At 66.8% G+C, this 17,420-nt stretch carries 14 protein-coding genes; all 14 read right to left on the bottom strand.

Annotation, left to right across the window (positions count from 1 at the left end; translation table 11 throughout):
• Window positions 1-26 precede the first annotated feature (26 nt).
• The 14 genes from R8G01_19340 to R8G01_19275 all read right to left on the bottom strand — a co-directional run bounded on the left by R8G01_19340 (window position 27) and on the right by R8G01_19275 (window position 17,418).
• Entirely contained in the window at window positions 27-1,178 is a 1,152-nt protein-coding gene (locus tag R8G01_19340; GenBank protein ID MDW3216157.1) for a trypsin-like peptidase domain-containing protein, read from the bottom strand.
• A 240-nt stretch (window positions 1,179-1,418) separates the two neighbouring features.
• Window positions 1,419-2,525, bottom strand: coding sequence for a spermidine/putrescine ABC transporter substrate-binding protein (locus R8G01_19335; protein MDW3216156.1), 1,107 nt, complete (start codon window positions 2,523-2,525; stop codon window positions 1,419-1,421).
• Window positions 2,526-3,401 carry an ABC transporter permease gene (locus tag R8G01_19330; protein MDW3216155.1) on the bottom strand — a complete coding sequence of 292 codons (876 nt, stop codon included), beginning with the start codon at window positions 3,399-3,401 and terminating at the stop codon, window positions 2,526-2,528. It lies immediately after the preceding gene.
• Window positions 3,398-4,318, bottom strand: a complete 921-nt coding sequence (locus tag R8G01_19325; GenBank protein MDW3216154.1) for an ABC transporter permease — start codon at window positions 4,316-4,318, stop codon at window positions 3,398-3,400. The genes R8G01_19330 and R8G01_19325 overlap by 4 nt, the downstream gene beginning before the upstream one ends.
• Window positions 4,315-5,376, bottom strand: a complete 1,062-nt coding sequence (locus R8G01_19320; GenBank protein MDW3216153.1) for an ABC transporter ATP-binding protein — start codon at window positions 5,374-5,376, stop codon at window positions 4,315-4,317. Before R8G01_19320 ends, R8G01_19325 begins: the two co-directional genes overlap by 4 nt.
• A gap of 173 nt (window positions 5,377-5,549) precedes the next feature.
• Window positions 5,550-5,864, bottom strand: coding sequence for a 30S ribosomal protein S10 (gene rpsJ, locus R8G01_19315; protein MDW3216152.1), 315 nt, complete (start codon window positions 5,862-5,864; stop codon window positions 5,550-5,552).
• A gap of 29 nt (window positions 5,865-5,893) precedes the next feature.
• A complete protein-coding gene (gene tuf / locus R8G01_19310; protein MDW3216151.1) occupies window positions 5,894-7,078 on the bottom strand; it encodes an elongation factor Tu in 1,185 nt (394 codons plus the stop codon).
• Window positions 7,079-7,163: 85 nt separating this feature from the next.
• The gene (gene fusA, locus R8G01_19305) at window positions 7,164-9,272 is read right to left on the bottom strand and encodes an elongation factor G (protein MDW3216150.1); all 2,109 of its coding nucleotides are present in this window, start codon (window positions 9,270-9,272) and stop codon (window positions 7,164-7,166) included.
• A gap of 179 nt (window positions 9,273-9,451) precedes the next feature.
• A complete protein-coding gene (locus R8G01_19300; protein ID MDW3216149.1) occupies window positions 9,452-9,886 on the bottom strand; it encodes a CBS domain-containing protein in 435 nt (144 codons plus the stop codon).
• Window positions 9,887-9,983: 97 nt separating this feature from the next.
• Complete coding sequence (locus R8G01_19295) at window positions 9,984-10,841, bottom strand: class I SAM-dependent methyltransferase (protein MDW3216148.1); 858 nt, start codon at window positions 10,839-10,841, stop codon at window positions 9,984-9,986.
• Between the two features lie 133 nt (window positions 10,842-10,974).
• Entirely contained in the window at window positions 10,975-11,445 is a 471-nt protein-coding gene (rpsG, locus tag R8G01_19290) for a 30S ribosomal protein S7 (GenBank protein MDW3216147.1), read from the bottom strand.
• Between the two features lie 3 nt (window positions 11,446-11,448).
• Window positions 11,449-11,820 (bottom strand): 30S ribosomal protein S12, encoded by a 372-nt coding sequence (rpsL, locus tag R8G01_19285; GenBank protein ID MDW3216146.1) that lies wholly within the window; start codon window positions 11,818-11,820, stop codon window positions 11,449-11,451.
• Window positions 11,821-11,953: 133 nt separating this feature from the next.
• On the bottom strand, window positions 11,954-14,698 hold the full coding sequence (locus R8G01_19280; protein ID MDW3216145.1) for a fibronectin type III domain-containing protein: 2,745 nt from the start codon (window positions 14,696-14,698) through the stop codon (window positions 11,954-11,956).
• Between the two features lie 107 nt (window positions 14,699-14,805).
• Window positions 14,806-17,418 carry a glycosyltransferase gene (locus R8G01_19275; GenBank protein ID MDW3216144.1) on the bottom strand — a complete coding sequence of 871 codons (2,613 nt, stop codon included), beginning with the start codon at window positions 17,416-17,418 and terminating at the stop codon, window positions 14,806-14,808.
• Window positions 17,419-17,420 lie beyond the last annotated feature (2 nt).

Genomic DNA, 17,420 nt, shown 5'->3' with positions numbered 1-17,420 from the left:
CACAACCTGCGGGGTTCGACCCGCGATCAGGCTTCGGGTCGATCGGTCAGCACGACCGTCACGGTGACGACCTGGCTCCCACGCACGACCTGGATCTCGAGTTCGTCGCCCGGTTCCTGGTCGCGAACGGCTGCGACCAGGCCGGCGCCACCCTCGATCGGCGCCCCGTCGACGGAGATGACGATGTCGCCGGGCAGCAGCCCGGCCGCCTCGGCCGGCGTGCCCTCCTCGACCTGGGCGATGATCGCACCCTGGCCGCCGTCGCGTCGGTCGTCGAGTCCGACGCCGAGATAGCCCTCGTCACGAGGTTCGCCGTCGGCCTGTTCACGCAACGATTCGATGATCGGGAGCGCCTCGCCCACGGAGATCGCGAAGCCGATGTTGGTCGCGGCGACGGTGGCATCGCCCCTGGCCACGGCGGTGTTGATGCCGACGACCTGGCCGAGCGCATCGACCAACGGTCCACCGGAGTTGCCGGACGAGATGGCGGCATCGGTCTGCACGAGACCGTCGAGTGCACCCCCGGCGGTGACGATCGTCCGGTCGAGGGCGGAGACGATGCCGCGGGTGACCGACGGTGCCCCGTCGAGGTCGAGTGCGAACCCGATCGCGACGACCTCGTCGCCGATCCGCATCGAATCGGCGTCGGCGAAGGTGGCGGGGACGAAATCGTCGCCCGCGACCCGCAGCAGCGCCAGGTCGTTGCCGGCGTCGGCGGCCAGCAGGGTGGCCGGACGCGGTTCGGTCTCGCCCGCCAGGCGGACACGGATTGCCGTGGCGTCCTCGACGACATGGGCGTTGGTGAGGATCTCGCCGTCGGACGTCGTGATGACGCCGGTGCCGATCGACCCGCCGACGCCCTCGGGGCCGTCGATGTCGGCGCTGATGGTCACGATCGACGGTGCGACATAGGCGGCGACGGCGGCGACGTCGATCGGCGGGAGGTCGTCGGCGCGGACCGCGCCGATGTCGAGCGCCTCGCCGGACGAGCGCTGCGGCGGTGTCGGGTCTTCGTCGAGCCGATGCTGGACCACCGCTCCGGTCACGCCGGCACCGACCATCGCGATCGCGAGCGCGGCACCGGCGGCGACACGGCCCGCCCAGCGACGCCGCTTGCGCTGCGGGGGAGGCGGCGGTGGCGCGGAGTCGTCGCGCCGATCCGGCCCGTTCGGTGTCAACTCGACGATCGTCGGTGACGCCCACGTCGACGCCGGGGAAGAACCGGGCCTGTCGGGGGGAGGCAGCGGTGTCATGGGTCCAGGTCTATCAATCACACTGACCATTCGTCACGGGCGACGGAATGGTTCTCACCTTCTTCACACCTGTGGCAACACCGGCCGACCGGATGGGATTCCTGCGACCGGGGTGCGATCCACCCGTCGAGCGGCGACTCCCTCGCCGCCCGACGGGTCGGAACGTCAGCCGCGAGCCTCGGTGAAGGCGTCGCTGAAGTTGACCTCGAAGTCACCGGTGTCGCTGATGAACTCGATCTTGTCCGGGTCGACGCCGGCTGTCGCCTTGTCGAGGAACGGCTTGACCGCGTCGTCGATCATCGGCTGCGACGCCTCGTTCGGGCTGGCGTAGTAGTTCCAGTTGGACAACGCCGCCCCGTTGTCGGCATCGAGCAGGAAGTTGATGAACGTGTGCGCGGTACACGGATGCGGCGCGTCGGCGACGACGGCCATGTTGTCGACCCACTGCGTGCCACCCTCCTCCGGCATGAAGTAGTCCCAGTTCTCGGGGTCGTCGGCGTCGATGAACTGGGCGAACATGTTGCCGGAGTAGCCGTGCCCGACGATCGTGGTCCCGTTGCCGAGGTTCTCGTCGTACGAGTCCGAGTCGAACGCGGCGAGTGCGCTCACCGTGTCTCGCAACAGGTCGCGGGCCTCGTCGAGCTCCTCCTCGCTCGTGGTGTTGAGCGAATAGCCGAGGTACTTCAACGCCGCGCCGAGCGTCTCGCGCGGATCGTTCAACAGCGAGACCTTGCCGTCGAGGCCGTACTCGGCACGCAGTTCGGGGTCGAAGACGAGTCCCCACGACCGCGGGAAGTCGTCGCCGAGTTCGCCGAGGTTGACGCCGAGTCCGGTGGAACCCCACTGATAGGCGGCGACGTACTCTCCGTCGGGGTCGTACGGCAGCCCGGACGCGAACTCCGGGAGCAGGTTGTCGTAGTTGGGGATCGCGTCCTTGTTGAGCGGCATGATGTCCTCGCCCTCGATCAGGATCGACACCATGTAGTCGGACGGGACGATCACGTCGTAGCCCGAGCTGCCGGCGGCGATCACCGGCTGCATGGCCTCGTTCGAGTCGTAGAAATCCTGGGTGACCGTGACGTCGTACTCGGCTTCGAACGCCGAGATCAGATCGGGGTCGAGGTACTCGGACCAGTTGTACAGCGCGAGGTCGCCGTCGGTCTGGCCGGCCTCACAATCGCTGCCGCTCGAGGTCCCTTCGTCGTCGCCGCCGCATGCGGCGGATCCGATGATCAGCACCGCGCTCAGCGGTAGTGCCAGTCGCTTCTTCATCTATTCCTCCCCTGTAGTGATCCCTGTGGTGATCAGATCTCGCCGCCGTCGTCCCGCACTTGCACGCTGCGCGAGGAGTGAGGCGATGACGAGTACGAGTGATGCTAGGAGCATCACGACCGAGACGGCGTTGATCAGCGGCGTCACGTCGCGCCGGATCAGGCCGAAGACGTAGACGGGCAACGTCGTGCTGCCGGGTCCCGACACGAACTGGGTGACGACCACGTCGTCGAGCGACAACGTCAACGCCAAGAGCGCCCCGCCGAGCACGCCGGGCATGATCTGCGGCAACGTCACGTACCGGAAGCCCTGCCAGCGCGTGGCGTAGAGATCGCTCGCGGCCTGCTCGAGTGTCTGGTCCATCCCGGCGATCCTGGCCCGGACGACGACCGAGACGAACGCGATGTTGAACGCGACGTGGCTGACCACGACGGTGGCGAACCCCTTGCCGATCCGCATGCCGAACAGCAGGTCGACGACGTCGAACGCCTTCGTGAAGAACAGGAGCATCATCACGGCCATCGTCACGTCGGGGATGATGATCGGCAGGTACAGCAGCGCGTCGAACACCTTCTTGCCCCGGAACTGGAACCGTTCGAGGGCGAGGGCGGCCATCGTGCCGAGCAGGGTCGCGACGATCGTCGAGACGATCGCGACCTTGACGGAGATCCCGATCGCCTTCTGCACGTTGTCGTCGTTGCCGAGATCGCGATACCAGTCGAAGGTGAACCCGCCCCAGGCACCCGGGTCACGAGCGGCGCTGAAACTGAAGATCACGAGCAGGATGATCGGGGCGTACAGGAACAGCAGCACCAACCCGCCGTTGCCGGCCAGCAGCCATCGGGTGATCCCTCGGGGGTTCGCGGACGAACTCACAGGTTCTTGCCCCCGGACCGGAAGTACACGATGGTCGCGCCGAGCATGACGGTCATCAGGACGAACGAGAGCGAGGCACCGACGGGCCAGTTGCGGGCCGTCAGGAACTGCCCCACGATGTACTCACCGAGCAGCGCCTCCTTGCCGCCGCCGAGGATCGCCGGCGTCACGTACGCACCGAGGCTCGGCACGAAGACCAGGATCGACCCGGCGATCACCCCCGGGAGCGAAAGCGGGAGCACGACCTTGGTGAACGACTTCCATCCGCTGCAGTACAGGTCCCGGCTCGCCTCGACCAGCCGCCAGTCGATCCGTTCGATCGAGGCGTACAGCGGCAGGATCATGAACGGCAGGAACGAGTAGACGAGACCGATCACGACCGCCGTCCGCGTGAACAGCAGGTCGGTCTCGCCGAGTCCGATCGTCTCCGTGACCGACGAGATCGGCCCGCCCGTCGAGAGCAGCACCCGCCACGCGTAGTTGCGGACGAGGAAGTTGGTCCAGAACGGGATCATCACCGCGACGAGCAACAGGTTCCGGGTGGACGCCTTGCGGGTCGCCACGAAGTACGCGAACGGATACGCGAACAGGAGGCACAGGACGGTCGTGACCAGAGCGAGGATCCCCGACCTGATCGCGACGTTGCGGACCAGTTCCTCCTTCAACTTCGCGTAGGCGTCGAAGCTGAGCTCGGAGAAGGTCGGATCACCGGTGCGCGAACGGGTGGAGAAGCTGTAGGCGAACACGATGACCAACGGGACGCCGAAGAACAGCACCATGTACGCGTAGGCGGGCAGAGCGAGCAGGAAGCCACGGCGACGGTCACCGGCGCGCAGACGACGCTCGACGTCCGCGCCGATCGCGGCGTGGTCGGCGTCGTCGGTGCCCGACGCCAACTCTGCGGCGTCGATACTCACCCGGGCACCACCGCGACCGCGTCGTCGCGCCACCAGACGCTGACCGTGTCACCGACCTGTCGGCGCTCCACGCTCGGCCGGTTCTCGGCGCGCACCTCGATCGTCAGCCAGTCGAACGCGATCTGGTACACGATCGCGCTCCCGAGGAACGTCATGAGTTGAACGGTGCCGACGAGCGAAGGCCGCCCGTCGGGCGCCTCTCCCACCGCACCCATCTGGACGCGTTCTGGGCGCAGGCTGATGGCGACCTGATCGCCGGCGGCACCGGCCGAGTTCACGGCGATGCGTGTGCCGTTGGCGAGGCAGACGATGTCGTCGGACTCGACGGTACCGGGCAGGAAGTTCGACCGTCCGATGAAGTCCGCGACGAAGCGGCTCACCGGCGCGTCGTAGATCTCCTCGGGCGTGCCGACCTGCAGGAGCTGACCGTCGCCCATGACACCGATCCGGTCGGCCATCGACAGCGCTTCTTCCTGATCGTGGGTCACGAACACGAAGGTGATGCCGACCTCGCGCTGCAACTGCTTGAGCTCCATCTGCATGCCTTGTCGGAGCTTGAGGTCGAGCGCGGCGAGCGGTTCGTCGAGCAGCAACACCTTGGGTCGGTTGACGAGGGCGCGAGCCAGTGCCACACGCTGCTGCTGACCACCGCTGAGCTGGTTCGGGCGCCGGTTCTCCATGCCACCCAGTCGGACCAGGCCGATCGCCTCGTCGACGCGGCGGGCCACGTCGGCCTTGGGGACCTTCTGCATCTTCAGGCCGAACGCGACGTTGTCCGCGATCGACATGTGCGGGAACAGTGCGTAGTTCTGGAACACCGTGTTGACGGGCCGCTTGTTCGGCGGCAGGGTGCCGACCTCGTCACCGAAGATCTTCAAGCTGCCGGCCGATGGGATCTCGAGCCCGGCGATCATGCGGAGGGTGGTGGTCTTGCCGCATCCCGAGGGCCCGAGCAGGGCGAAGAACTCGCCGTCGGCGATGTCGAGGTCGAGCGCATCGACCGCGACGACATCGTCGAACCGCTTGGTCACCGATCGCATCGACACGGCCGCAGTCATCGGGCGGACAATAGCCCCTCTCGCGACCCCGCTCGCACGCCGGGGACGGCTCGACACGCAGTGTTCACACATGCCCCCGACAACGACGAGAGCCGGTGGCATCACGCCACCGGCTCTCGGGGTTCATGTTGTGTCCGAATCGGCGACGTGGCCGGCTCGGATCACCTGTCGGTTCAGGCTTGCTGGATCTTGATCTCGATGTCGACGCCGGCCGGGAGCTCGATGCGCTGCAGCGAGTCGATGGTCTTGGCGTTGGGGTTGACGATGTCGATCAGCCGCTTGTGGACGCGCATCTCGAAGTGCTCACGCGAGTCCTTGTCGACGTGCGGTCCACGGATGACCGTGTACCGGTGCTTGTCGGTCGGCAACGGGATCGGGCCACGGATGGTGGCGTCGGTCCGGTTGACCGTCTCGACGATCTTCTTCGTCGACTGGTCGATGACTTCGTGATCGAACGCCTTCAAGCGGATTCGAATGTTCTGTGCCATGTCAGTCTCTCTTCAGTTCGAATCGTCGGTCACTTGAGGATCTTGGTGACACGGCCGGCACCCACGGTACGACCACCCTCACGAATCGCGAACCGCAGACCCTCATCCATCGCGATCGCCTTCCCGAGCTCCACCGTCATCTCGACGTTGTCACCCGGCATCACCATCTCCGTCCCCGACGGCAACTCGATCGTCCCCGTCACATCCGTCGTCCGGAAAAAGAACTGCGGACGATAGTTGTTGAAGAACGGCTTGTGACGACCACCCTCCTCCTTCGTCAACACATACACCTGACCCTCGAAATTCGTGTGCGGCGTGATACTGCCCGGCTTACACAACACCTGACCACGCTCGACATTCTCCTTGTCGATACCACGCAACAACGCACCGATGTTGTCACCCGCCTGACCCTGATCGAGCAACTTCCGGAACATCTCAACACCCGTACACGTCGTCTTCTGCGTATCACGCAACCCAACGATCTCGATCTCATCACCGGTGTTCACGATGCCCTGCTCGACCTTGCCCGTCACCACCGTGCCACGACCCGTGATCGTGAACACATCCTCGATCGGCATCAAGAACGGCTTGTCCAGATCACGATCCGGCTCCGGAATGAACTCATCAGCAGCATTCATCAACGCCATCACCTGCTCCTGAGCATCCGCATCACCCTCGAGCGCCTTCAACGCACTCACCGGGATCACCGGAACATCATCACCCGGGAACTCGTACTCGTTCAACAACTCACGAATCTCCAACTCCACCAACTCGAGGAGCTCTTCGTCGTCGACCATGTCAGCCTTGTTCAACGCCACCACGATCGCCGGCACACCGACCTGACGGGCCAACAACACATGCTCACGCGTCTGCGGCATCGGACCATCGGTCGCCGCCACCACCAAGATCGCACCATCGACCTGCGCCGCACCCGTGATCATGTTCTTGATGTAGTCAGCATGACCCGGCATGTCGACATGCGCGTAATGCCGGTTCTCGGTCTCGTACTCGATATGAGCAATCGAGATCGTGATACCACGAGCCTTCTCCTCCGGCGCCTTGTCGATCGTGTCGAACGCAGCAAAATCAGCCAAACCGCGATCGGACAACGTCTTCGAAATCGCCGCCGTCAACGTCGTCTTGCCATGGTCGATGTGACCCATCGTGCCAATGTTGACATGCGGCTTGTTGCGCTCGAACTTTGCCTTGCTCATGTGTCTCTACCTCTCGTGTGCTTTCTACGACGACTGTCGCTGGTGAATCAGATGTGGGTTGTCAAGGAACGGGGAACCTCGGCGATCACTCGCCGCGGACCCGCTTCACGATGTCGGATGCGATCGCTTCGGGGACCTGCTGGTACTCGGCGAACTGCATGGTGTAGGTGGCCCGGCCCTGGGTGGACGAGCGGAGATCGGTCGAGTAGCCGAACATCTCGGAGAGCGGGACCTGGGCCCTGACCTGCTGCACGTTGCCGTTGGCGTCCATGCCCTCGATGCGACCGCGACGACGGTTGAGGTCGCCGACGACGTCGCCGAGGTACTCGTCGGGCGTGACGACCTCGACGGCCATGATCGGCTCGAGCAGCACGGCACCGGCCTTGGCGGCGGCTTCCTTGAAGCCTGCCTGCCCGGCGATCTTGAACGCCATCTCGGACGAGTCGACGTCGTGGTACTGGCCGTCGACGAGGCTGACCTTCACGTCGACCATGCCGTAGCCGGCGAGCACCCCGGACTCGAGGCCGGCCTGGATGCCCTGGTTGACGGGCTGGATGTACTCGCGCGGGATGCGGCCACCGGTGATCTTGTCGTCGAACTCGTAGCCCTTGCCCGGGTTCGGTTCGATGTCGAGCTTGACGACGGCGAACTGACCGGAGCCACCGGACTGCTTGATGTGCTTGTACTGGTAGCCCTCGACCTTCTTGGTCACGGTCTCGCGGTACGCCACCTGCGGCTTGCCGACGGTCGCCTCGACGTTGAACTCGCGCATCATGCGGTCGACGAGCACCTCGAGGTGCAGCTCGCCCATGCCCGAGATCACGGTCTGGCCGGTCTCTTCGTCGGAGCGGATGCGGAAGGTCGGGTCCTCGTCGGACAGCGACTTGAGCGCCTTGCCGAGCTTGTCCTGGTCGGACTTGGTCTTCGGTTCGATCGCCACGTGGATGACCGGCTCGGGGAACTCCATCTTCTCCAGGATCACGTGGTGGTCGCGGTCGCAGAGGGTGTCGCCGGTGGTGACTTCCTTGAAGCCCAGCCCGGCGACGATGTCACCGGCCATCGCGATGTCGAGGTCTTCGCGCTGGTTGGCGTGCATCAACAGGATGCGGCCGAGACGCTCACGCTTCTCCTTGGTGGAGTTGTAGACCTCGTCGCCCTTGTTGATCTCGCCGGAGTAGACCCGGAAGTAGGTGAGCTTGCCGAACGGGTCGGCGACGATCTTGAACGCCAACGCCGCGAACGGATCGTCCTTCGGGCCGCGATAGACGTCGACCTCTTCGCCGCCCTCGGTGGTGACCCCGTGCGCCGGCTCGACGTCGAGCGGTGACGGCAGGTAGTCGATGACGGCGTCGAGCATCGGCTGGACACCCTTGTTCTTGAACGCCGAGCCACAGAGGATCGGCACGAAGTCGTTGTTGAGCGTGCCCTGACGGATCGCCTTCTTGATCATGTCGACCGGCACGTCTTCGCCGCCGAGGTAGAGCTCCATGAGCCCTTCGTCCTCGGTCGCGATCGTGTCCATGAGCGCCTCGCGGTACTCGTTCGCCTGGTCGACCATGTGGTCGGGGATGTCGACCTCGTCGTACGTGGCGCCGAGGTCCTTCTCGTCGGTGTCGAGCCAGAGCAGGGCCTTCATCTTGATCAGGTCGACCAGACCGATGAACGGCTCGTTCGACTCGGGGCCGCCGGCGCCCACCGGGAGCTGCAGCACGAGCGGGTTGGCCTCGAGGCGGCTCTTCACCATGTCGACCGTGCGATAGAAGTTGGCGCCGATGCGGTCCATCTTGTTGACGAAGCAGAACCGGGGCACGTTGTACTTGTTGGCCTGCCGCCAGACCGTCTCGGTCTGCGGCTCGACGCCGGCGACCGAGTCGAACACCGTGACCGCACCGTCGAGCACGCGCAGCGAGCGCTCGACCTCGATGGTGAAGTCGACGTGCCCGGGGGTGTCGATGATGTTGATGCGGTGGTTGTCCCACACACACGTGGTCGCCGCGGACGTGATCGTGATGCCACGCTCCTGCTCCTGCGCCATGTGGTCCATGGTGGCGGCGCCGTCGTGGACTTCGCCGATCTTGTAGCTCTTCCCGGTGTAGAAGAGGATGCGCTCCGTCGTCGTCGTCTTACCGGCATCGATGTGCGCCATGATGCCGATGTTGCGGGTGCGCTCGAGGGGGAACTCTCGCTTGGCCATCGTCAGATCACTTCCGTCTTTCGGGTCGAACTCTCAAGGAACAAAACGTCGGTCGTGCCGGTCAGCACCGGCCACGAACACGATCGGCCAGTGTAATCGGCCGAGTTCCAACAACCACCTGGGACGGACAGGATTCCCGTCGATCTCCGCGATGCGGACGGACGTCGAGGGGCGCCGGGTCAGTGGCCGGAGATGTACTGGCTGAGCGCCTGGTTCTCCTGCTCGAGTTCGGCGAGTCGGGCTTTGACGACATCGCCGATCGACACGATGCCGGCGAGCCGTCCGCGATCGTCGACGACCGGCAGATGACGGATGCGGCGCTCGGTCATCAGGCTCATCAGGCGGTCGACGCCATCGCCGAGCGAACACGTGATGACGTCGGTCGACATCACCGATCCGACCGTGGCTCCGAACGAGTCGGCACCGCTGCGGGACGCGGCCCGCACGATGTCGCGTTCGGAGACGATCCCTTCGATGGCGCTGCCGTCGCCGGAGACGACGAGCGCCCCGATGCCGTGCTCGCCGAGCCGGGCGATGGCGTCGGCCAGCGTCGCGACCTGCTCGATGGTGGCGACGTCGGTCCCCTTGGATCCGATGATCGACTGCACGTTCATGTCACGACCCCCATCGCGTTCGTTCCCCGAACACCCATCTTAGTGCGTTCGTGAAATCCGAACCAATCGCGACGGCCGCTCGAGCGGGCGGTTCGGGTCAGCGACCGAAGCGGGAGCGCACGCGTGCCCACGTGGCGCGCGGCTCGCGGACGGCGCGGCGCAGGCGCGCCATCGGCCGACCGAGCGAGGCCAGCTGTGCCCGGTGCGCGTCGTCGATGAACCCCTCGACCGGATGGTCGTAGAGCGTGTCGAACGCCGGCCGCCCGGTCATTCGGCGGGTCGGCCGCTCGCGGGTGCGCTTGTCGAGCACCACCACGCTGTCGTACACGTGAATGCCCTCGATCGTGGTCGTCCAGCGGTTGACCGCCGGCTCGTCGGATCGACGCGACTCGGACTCGAGCGGCGCCTGCCCCTCGATCCAGTAACCGTGCAGGTCGTCGATCCGCTCCTTGATCGCCCCGATGAACGTCTCGTCGACACCGCGCCCGCCCTCGTAGGTCGGTAGGTAGCTCGTGTGCACGTCTTCGACCAGGTAGACGCCCCCCTCGGACAGCGCCGGCCACAGTACGTCGAGGCTGACCTGCTGGTCGCGGAACCAGTGGCTGCCGTCGTCGATGATGATGTCGAATCCGCCGTACCGTTCGACGAGTTCGGCGAGGAACGCCGGGTCGGACTGGCTCCCCACGTGGACGTCGATGCCGGGTTCGGCCAGGTCGGCGACCCGCGGCTCGATGTCGACCCCCACGATCGTCGCCCGACGCCCGAGGTAGCTCCTCCACATCTGGAGCGAACCGCCGTGGGAGATGCCGATCTCGAGCAGCCGCACATCGGTGCGGCGGAACGGCGCGAAGTGGCGTTCGTAGATGCCGAAGTAGTGCATCCACTTGTCGATCAGGTGACCGTCGTTGTGCTCGAAGTAGCGCCGCAGCGGCGACGATCGGAACGGCAGCTTCATGCGCGGGGAGGTTAGCGGTCGGACGACCCGGCACTCCTCGACGCTGCTCCGCCGAAAACAGCGAACGACCCGCCGTCGCCGGCGGGTCGTTCGAGGATGTCGTGGCGAGTCGCGACGGGCACGACTCGGGACGTCACCAGCGGTAGTGGGCGAACGCCTTGTTGGAGTCGGCCATCTTCTGCATGTCGTCGCGCTTCTTCATCGCGGCGCCCAAGCCGTTGGCGGCATCCATGAGTTCGTTGGCGAGGCACTCGGCCATCGTCTTCTCACGGCGGGCCCGGCTGAAGTCGACGAGCCAGCGGATGGCGAGCGTGCCGGCACGGCGAGGACGGACCTCGACCGGGACCTGGTACGTGGCGCCACCGACGCGACGGCTGCGAACCTCGAGCGGCGGCTTGACGTTCTCGACGGCGCGCTTGACGGTGTCGAGCGGCTCTTCGCCGGTCTTGGTCGCGATCAGCGACATCGCGTCGTACACGATCTTCTCGGCGATGCTGCGCTTGCCGTGCAGCATGACCTTGTTGATCAACTGGGTGACGACGACCGAGCGGTAGATCGGGTCGGCGACGAGCTCGCGACGGGGGGCGGGACCTTTACGGGGCATGACTCAGCGCTCCTGCTTCGCGCCGTAACGGCTGCGAGCCTGCTTGCGGCCCTTGACGCCGGCGGCGTCGAGTGCTCCACGGATGATCTTGTATCGCACACCCGGCAGGTCGCGGACACGACCGCCGCGCACGAGCACGATCGAGTGCTCCTGCAGGTTGTGGCCCTCGCCCGGGATGTAGGCGGTGACTTCGATACCGCTCGAGAGCCGGACGCGCGCCACCTTGCGCAGTGCGGAGTTCGGCTTCTTCGGGGTCGTGGTGTACACGCGGGTGCACACACCCCGGCGCTGGGGCGAACCCTTGAGCGCCGGTGTCTTGCTCTTGGTGAACTTGGAGCTCCGACCCTGTCGGACGAGCTGCTGGATGGTGGGCACGAGGCAGACCTTCTTCGTTGACGGTGTTGATGCGTCGGTTCGGTGTCACTGCGTGTCAGCACGACGAGGGACCTTCCCTCTCACAGGACCCTGCAATGTTATGGGCAGCGTTGCGTCGCGGCAACCCGCGACGTCAGGCGCCGAGACCCCGACGGATCGCCCTGCCGGCCCGGTTGGCGGCATCGAGCGCTTCGGACGAGAGATAGACGACCGGCTCGCCGGAGTCGACGATCGCATCGGCGAGCGACGAGCGGCCGATCTCGATCCGCGAGCCCGACATCTGCACCGACGCAGCCAGGATCTGGCCGCCCTGGAGGTCGGACCCGTTGACCTGGACCCGAGCGTTCGGGGCGGCGAGCACGCCGCTCCAGGAGATCGAACTCGCCGAGAGGTTGATCCCGGTCCGGTAGCAGCCGGTCGCGCCCGAGAGCACCGTGGGCAGACCGGGGGCCGCCGGGCTGAGCACGAGGCCCGGTCCGGAGATGCCGACGGTGCCGGTCGCGACGATCGTCACCCTGCTGAGGTCGACACCGTTGCCCGAGATCTGGACGTCACCGTCGACGTAGTGGATGCCCGGCGACACGGCGCCGCCGACCGACCAGGACCCGTCGTGGCGGTGGTGGGCGACATCGAACCCGACCGGGGATCCGAGGGCGAAGTCGGCCACCGACCAGGTCAGACCCGAGGCGGTGGTGGTCTCGTCGAGCGCCACACCGTCGCTGACGACCTTGTGGGACACGTTCGACGAGCCGCCGAACGAGATGACCCCGTCGACGGTGACGCTGCTGCCCTGCACCATGACGTCGCCGTTCGAGCGGAGGTTGCCGAACACGTCGATCGACGATCCGGACAGCTGCAGCCGGGCTTCGCACTCGTCACCACCGGTGGCGAGGATGGTGTACCCGGCGGTGAGGTCGGGCAGCGGGTTGGACGGCACCGTGGTCGTGGTGGTCGGAGCCGACGTCGTGGTGGTGGTCGTGGTCGTGGTCGTGGTGGTCGGAGCCAACGTGGTCGTGGTGGTCGGAGCCGTGGTCGTGGAGGTGGTCGTGGTGGTCGGAGCCGACGTGGTGGTCGTCATCGGAGCCGACGTCGTGGTGGTCGTCGCCGGCGTCGTGGTCGTGGTGGTCGTCGGGACGACGCGGATGACTCGGTGGTCGACGGTCGGGCCGGAGCCCTCGTCGTTCTCGGCGGCGATCTCGACGGTGTACGACACCCCGGGGACCAATCCGTCGAACCTGATCGTCGACTCGGTGACCGCATCGGCGACCGTCGTCCCGGCGATCCTCACGACGTAGTGGGCGGCGACGCCCAACTCGTCGGTCACGAGCGGTGCGTCCCAGGTGAGCTGCACGGAGGTCTCCGACAACCAGGTGTCGACGACGTTGCGAACCGCGCCGGGGGCGGCCTGCAGCCCGCTCGCGTCCTCACGCCATCCGCCTGCGCCCGACATCGTCGGCTCGAGCACGTCCGCCGGCACGACCTCGATCGCAGACCCCGGTGTGCTCCAGCCGACTTCGAGGTGGTCGAGGCCGAGACCGTGAACGCCGATCGCTTCGATGTAGTAGGACTCGCCGGCGACGAGATCGAAGCTCTCCGTGGTCTGGCTGGCGTAGCGGTCCCATTGGTACTGCTCGGTCCAACCCGAGACGTACGCGACGGGCACCGCGCCGTGCGCCCAGGCGCCGTCGGCGTTGAAGAGCAGGCGAGCGTCGTCGTCCCCGGCGAGGTGGAAGGTGTACGCGTCGGTGCGCTTCGGGGTGATGACCGCCCGGAGGCGCGAGGCGTGGTTGTTCCCGCGCATCGGCGGGGCCTCGAGTCCGGTGTCGAGCGTCGTCGTCGACTCCGGGGCGAGACCGGCCGGCACCGAGGTCAGCGTCCACCAGCCGGTGTCCCAATGGTCGTACGTGACGGCGGGCGAATCGCCGGCCGGCGGAGCGACCGGGGTCGGGTACGGTCCGCTCGCCGTCACGACGACGCGGCCGACCTCTCGCCCGCGTCCGGCGTTGCTCGCCGGAGCGATCTCGATGAGGTAGCGGGTGTCGGGCACCAGGTCGTCGAACACCACGCTCGGCCCGTCTGCGATCTCGGTGCGAGCCTCGCCGGAGCCCTCGAGCCGCACCTCGTACCAGTCGGCACCGTCGACCGGCGCCCAACCGACCACCATCGTCTCGGGCCCGACGGCCGATGTCCATTGGGGATCGGACATCGCTGCCGGCAGACCGGGCAGGCCGACGGGCGTCGCCGCCCGCCAGCCACCCCCGCCGAGCTGAGTCGCCTCGAGCACCCGCGCCGGCACGACTTCGCGGTCGAATCCGTCGGCGAGTTCCCAGGCGACGGAGAAGTGATCGTCGCCCGACCCTTCCTTCCCGATCGCCTCGACGTAGTAGGACACACCCGCTTCGAGCTCGATCCAGACCGAACGCTGACTCCAGAAGCGGTTCCACTGGCGGTACGTGGTCCACCCGGCGATGTAGGCGATGCGGCTCGCCCCCGCCGGGTCGGCACCATCGGCGTTCATGAACAGTCGCATGTCGTCGTCGCCGGAGATCCAGAAGCGGTATCGCCCCGACACCTCCGGCGTCAGGAGTGTTCGGATGCGGGTGGCGTAGGCGTCGCCGATGTTCACCGGCGACTCGAATCCACCCAGCTGCTCGACGGTCGCGTCGGGCTCGACCCCGTGGCGCACGTCGGCCAGGGACTGCCCGCCCACGTCGAACCAGTGGTCGACGGTGAGATCGGAGACCGGTTCATCGACCTCCGCGTACGGCTCGAGATCGTCGACCACCGGTTCGGCGACCACCGCGGGTGCGGTGACCGATGCCGGAGCTGCCTCGGCGACCGCCTCCCCCACCGAGGCGGTGAGGACGATCACGGCCACGAGCACGATCGAAGCGCGAGGGCGAACAGGTGTCATAACGGGTGTATCGGAGCGCCTGACCGGCGACTTCACACAAAACTCACATTCTTGAGCGAAGCCAGAAGCGGCTAGGGCTTGATCTGCTCGGCGCGTCGCTCTCCGAGCAGGGGTTCGCCGACGGGCGGTGACTGCGGCAACGGACGCTCGACGAGTTCACGCACACGGGCGGAGATCAGCGACTCGTCCAGGTGGGGTGCCCGCGGGACGGGCCCGCGGCCCGGGCGTCGACCCAACAACGGTTCGCCGGCGGGCCCGACCGTCGGGTGCAGACCGGCAGCATGACGACCCAGTCGGTCCGACTCGAGTTCCTCGCCGGGATCGCGGTCCGCACGGTCCGACGTCCGGGCAGGGAGCGGACGGCCGCCCAAGAGGTCGGTACGGCCTTGGCTCGGCGCCGGCGCGCGTTCTCCGGGCTCGACCGGCGTCCGCTGTGGCAGCCCGTCGGCACGCAACGCGGCGGGTTCGCGGCGACTCGGCATCGGTGGGTCGGCCTCGATCCCGGGACGACGGACCGGCAGCCCGCCAGGGTTCGACGCGTCGTCTCGACGTCCGACCCGCTCGGCGCGGCGAACGCCGGCAGGTACCGGACCCGGCGCGACGACGGCCGGAGCGGGCACGGCGGCGGCGCGGGCACGGGTCGGGAGGCCGGATGCGGTGACCACGACGACCTGGTCGGGCGCGCCCCCGCTCGACTCGCCGACTTCGTCGGTCACCTCGTCGAGGTCGTCATCGTCCTCGTCTTCGAATTCGATCGGTGCGTCGCCGCGAGGGGTCACCTTCCAAGCCCGCTCCCCGACGAACTCCTTGATGTGAGCGACGCGGGCGATCGTGTTCTTGTACTCGGTGTAGAAGATCGTCGAGAAGAAGAGATAGGCCCAGAACCAACTCTTGTGCTGCTTGATCTCCCAGTCGGCGAGCCGGTAGGCGTACCAGGTCTGGACCGGTCCGATGTGGAGCACGAAGAGGGTCGTACAGAGGAAGATCGGCCAGCCGTAGCTGAGCGTGTCGCCACGGGACAACCAGTAGGCGACCAGCGGGAAGATCTGCAGCGACAGCCACGGATACACCTCGCGGTACCCGAGCAGGTACGACGCTCCGAACTTCTGGCGGAACGTCAGCCCGGGCGACTTCCACACGCGGATCGTGTGCATCATCGTCACCTGGAACCAACCCTGCGCCCACCGCAACCGCTGGTTCCACACCTGCTCGAACGTCGTGGTCGCCAGTTCGCGCGAGACGACGTCGCGGTCGGAGCGGATCTTGAGGCCACGTTCGACCGTGCGCATCGACGAGTCGATGTCCTCGGTGAGCATCGAGCCACGCATGCGCGTCTCGTGGAGCAGCTCGGTTCGCCAGTAGCCGTTCGAGCCGCCGAAGACGCCGAACCGGTGCAGCTTGGCGCGACCCGGATGCGCCACTGCGTAGATCGACTCGAACTCGACGGCGATCATCCGGGCCAGCAACGTCTCTTCACCGTTGCGGGTCATGCAGTGCCCCTGCACCACGTCGTACCCACTGGCGAGCCAGCGCCACGAGCGCTCGAAGCTCCCGGGTCGCGGTTCGTGATCGGCGTCGAACATGCCGGTGAACTCGCCGCGCGCCATCGCCAACACGGCGTTGACGTTCTGCGCCTTCGACGTGCTGCCCTCGACGCGCACGACGTCGAGGTCGGGGTGCTCCTCCGCGAGCTTCGCGAGCTCGCGCTCGACCGGCATCGAGTTCGGGGTGTTGTAGGCGAGGATCACCTGGAGGCCGCCGGGGTACCCCATGTTCAGGAACGCATCGAGCGTCCCCATGATCGTGGCCGCTTCGTTGGGGAGGTAGGCGCAGATGATCGCCGTCGCCTCGGGGTACGAGTCGACCTCGGGCGGTTCCTTCTGCCGCACCGCGTACTGCGCCTCCACGAGGATCATGACGCCGGTGAGGACGAGCGTCGCCACGACGGTCAGGTACATCCAGTAGGTGATGTCGAGCCCCACGACGTTCGCCATCCCCCAGTAGAAGCAGAAGGGGATCACGAGCCCGAGCACGTAGGTCGACAGGATCTGCGTCGGGGCGCGGAGGCGCTCCTTGATGTCCTGCCACTTGAAGCGGTCGAACGGTTGCCGCTCCTCCGGTGCGGTGTCGGCGGACATCGCCGGCTCCCATCGGTGCACCCGGAGGTCGAGGTGCCCGGCCGCCAACTCGCGGGCGTCGACGGCGCGACGCACGACGTCGGCGGGATCAGTGCCGTCGTCGAGCGTCGCGACGCCTGCGGACGGCGTGAGCAACACGCCCTCCCCGTCCGGATCGAACCGGCGGCCGGCGATCGCCCTGCACACCCGGTCCACCCGGCTGATCGCGGCGGAGAGCCTGGACTCCCGGGCCATGATCAGGATCTCGCCGGTCTCCGAGATCGTCACGATGTCCATCGGCGTCAGCACGTCATGGAGCAGCGCGGTGACGTCGGTGACCCGGTCGAACACGTATCCCGGGCCGTATTTGTGGAGCAGCCCGGGCATCTCGAAGATCGAGATCGTCCCGACCATGCAGTTGCGGCCGCCCCGGCTGCGCCGGTCGAACTCGGCGGCGAGTTCGATCGCGAACTCGGCCGGGTCGACGACACCGGCCGTGAACCGGTTGCGTTCCCGCTCGAGCCGCCGCTGCACCTCGGACGGCTCCGGGGCGCGGTTGATCACCACGC

The organism is Ilumatobacteraceae bacterium, from assembly GCA_033344875.1.
In the GTDB taxonomy this organism is placed as follows: domain Bacteria; phylum Actinomycetota; class Acidimicrobiia; order Acidimicrobiales; family Ilumatobacteraceae; genus Ilumatobacter.
The sequence above is the reverse complement of the archived record's forward strand: the minus strand, read 5'-3'. Positions and strand labels throughout refer to the sequence as shown.